Here is a 2,268-nt window from a genome sequence, read left to right on the forward strand (position 1 = left end):
GCCCGCCCTGGACCACGTGGTTATTGGTGATCACCACGCCGTCCGCCCGCACGATCACGCCCGAGCCCAGCGAGCCTTCGACCCGCCCCCGCGGCGCGCCGAGGCCGAACAGCTCCCAGAAGGGGTCGGTCTGACGCACCAGCCGCTTGGCCGAGATGTTGACCACCGCCGGCGCGGCCTTCTGCACGACGGGCGCGAAGCTGGTCTTCAGCGCCGCGGCGCTGGCCGGGACCGCGCGGGTCGGGCTGGACATGGCGGGCTGGGCGGCCGCCGGCGAGGTCGCGGCGGCGGCGGCGAGGAGCGGGATCAGGACGCGGCGCGCGCGCATGGAATCTCCTAGGAAGCCGATGTAGCGGGCGGAACTGCCTCGATATTTCGGGCGCCATGAAGGCGAGCTGAACGAGCCGCGGTCAGCGGACGGCGTCGGCGAGCTGGTCGGGGGGCGGGATCGGCGCCGTCGCGCCGCCGCAGAGGCCGCCGCCACCTCGTGGGAGGGCGGGGACCGGCAGCGCGGCCGGCGGATCGCCGTCGCGCCGTCGCCGGGTCTTGTTCCGCTCCACCCGTCTGCGGAAGTGGCTGATGGTGTCGTGGGCGTCCATCTGTGGGACCTCGCTGGGAAGTCCCAACAGCTCCTGCAATGTCTTGCGCGGCTCGGTCACGGCGGGGCCCATAAGGAAGTTGCGGCTGCGCGCCTGCGCAGCTCGGCGTCTCCTAGATCGGTTTCCCTCGGATGAGGCGCAAGACCTCAGGCGTCGAGCGATCGCCGGCCGTGGGCGACGTAGAAGCGGCCGCTCACCGACAGCACGATCCAGTCGCCGGGGCAGGCGATGGCCCAGCCGTCCGGCGTCGCCACCCGAACCGTGCCCGGCTCCTCCACCGCCTGGCCGTCCTCGCCAAGCCACTGCCACAGCTTTCCCCAGCTGCGGGAGTCGTGGGCCGGGGGGACGCGCAGGGCGGCGCCGTGGTCGAACGCGGGCTGGGTACGAGCAGACTTCATGAGGCGAGTTGAATCGTGCGTCGGTGAAGAGGGCCTTAAAGCCGAGCTCTACGCCGCCCGCCGCTACCCAGACTGAGGCGCGCGTACATCGAGGCCTAGGCGACCGCCGCGGCGCCCGCGACCTTCTTGTAGGCCTCCCGCGCGGTGATCCTGGCGACGTAGTCGTCGAACACCTTCTCGCCCTTCAGGCCCGGGGCGCCGAACATCATCGCCCAGTTCAGCTCCGAGCCCACATAGACGTCGGCGGCGCTGTAGCGCTCGCCCAGCAGCCAGGGCCCCGGCGTCAGCGCTGTCTTCAGGGCGTTCAGGACGTGCTCGTAGCTGCCGTAGCCGGCCATGCCGGGATCCGGCGCCGGCCGCTTGGTGGCGGTGTCCAGGATCGCCGGCTCGAAGCAGCTGCCGCCGAAGAATAGCCAGCGGTAATAGGTCCCCCGCGCCGGATCCCCGATCGGCGGGGCGAGACCCGCCTGCGGATAGAGGTCGGCCAGGTAGGCGATGATCGCCGGGGTCTCGGTCACCACCACGCCGCTGTGGACGATGGTCGGCAGCTTGCCCATGGGGTTGAGCTTCAGGAAGTCCGGCGTCTTGTGCTCGCCCTTGGAAAAGTCGATCGGCACGATCCGGTAGTTCGCCCCGCACTCCTCCAGCATCATGTGGACCATCGCGGCCCGGGACTGCGGATTGTGATAGAAGACGATTTCCTCGCTCATCCGACTAGCTCCTTTGAAAGCTCCGGCCGCGGCGCCCTGGCGGTCCGCAGCGCGATGACGAACGCCAGCACCATCAGGCCGGCGGCGATGTAAATGGCCAGGCCCGGCGCCTGCAGCAGCGCCTCGTGGCGCAGCGACCAGGCGAAGGTCAGGCCAAACAGAACCGGGCCCGCCAGCGCGGCGATCCCGGTCAGCCCCTGGTTCGCTCCCTGCAGCTGGCCCTGCTCATGCGGTCCGACGCGCCGGGTCATCATCCCCTGGAGACCTGGGATCACGAGCGCCATCAACGCCGCGAACGGCATGGCGGCGAAGTAGGCCCAAGGCGCGGGCGCCCAGCCGTAGATGGCCATGCCCGTGGCCCCGCAGGCGGCGCCCAGCAGCAGCGCGCCGCGTTCGCCCACCCTCTGCACCGTCGGCCCGACCAGGAAGGTCTGCACCAGCACGCCCAGGATGCCCGAGACCATCATGCTGAGGCCGATCAGCGCCGGCGACCAGCCGTAGCGGTGGCCCATGTAGAGGACGAAGATGGCCGGATAGACCATGTGAGCCAGCTGGTAGAGG

The 2,268-nt window shown here is 70.6% G+C and carries 4 protein-coding genes and 1 pseudogene; all 5 read right to left on the reverse strand.

Annotated features, from left to right (window positions below; translation table 11 throughout):
• Positions 1-328 (reverse strand): annotated as a pseudogene (locus VHK87_RS09335) (serine protease); the annotation flags it as partial.
• A gap of 82 nt (positions 329-410) precedes the next feature.
• Positions 411-659 (reverse strand): hypothetical protein, encoded by a 249-nt coding sequence (locus VHK87_RS09340; RefSeq protein ID WP_329634627.1) that lies wholly within the window; start codon positions 657-659, stop codon positions 411-413.
• Positions 660-745: 86 nt separating this feature from the next.
• Complete coding sequence (locus VHK87_RS09345) at positions 746-997, reverse strand: hypothetical protein (protein WP_329634628.1); 252 nt, start codon at positions 995-997, stop codon at positions 746-748.
• A gap of 95 nt (positions 998-1,092) precedes the next feature.
• Positions 1,093-1,707 carry a glutathione S-transferase family protein gene (locus VHK87_RS09350; RefSeq protein WP_329634629.1) on the reverse strand — a complete coding sequence of 205 codons (615 nt, stop codon included), beginning with the start codon at positions 1,705-1,707 and terminating at the stop codon, positions 1,093-1,095.
• Positions 1,704-2,268: MFS transporter (locus VHK87_RS09355; RefSeq protein ID WP_329634630.1), on the reverse strand; the 565-nt coding region annotated here is incomplete at its 5' end. The genes VHK87_RS09355 and VHK87_RS09350, both read right to left, overlap by 4 nt.

The organism is Phenylobacterium sp., from assembly GCF_036263695.1.
Lineage (GTDB): Bacteria > Pseudomonadota > Alphaproteobacteria > Caulobacterales > Caulobacteraceae > Phenylobacterium.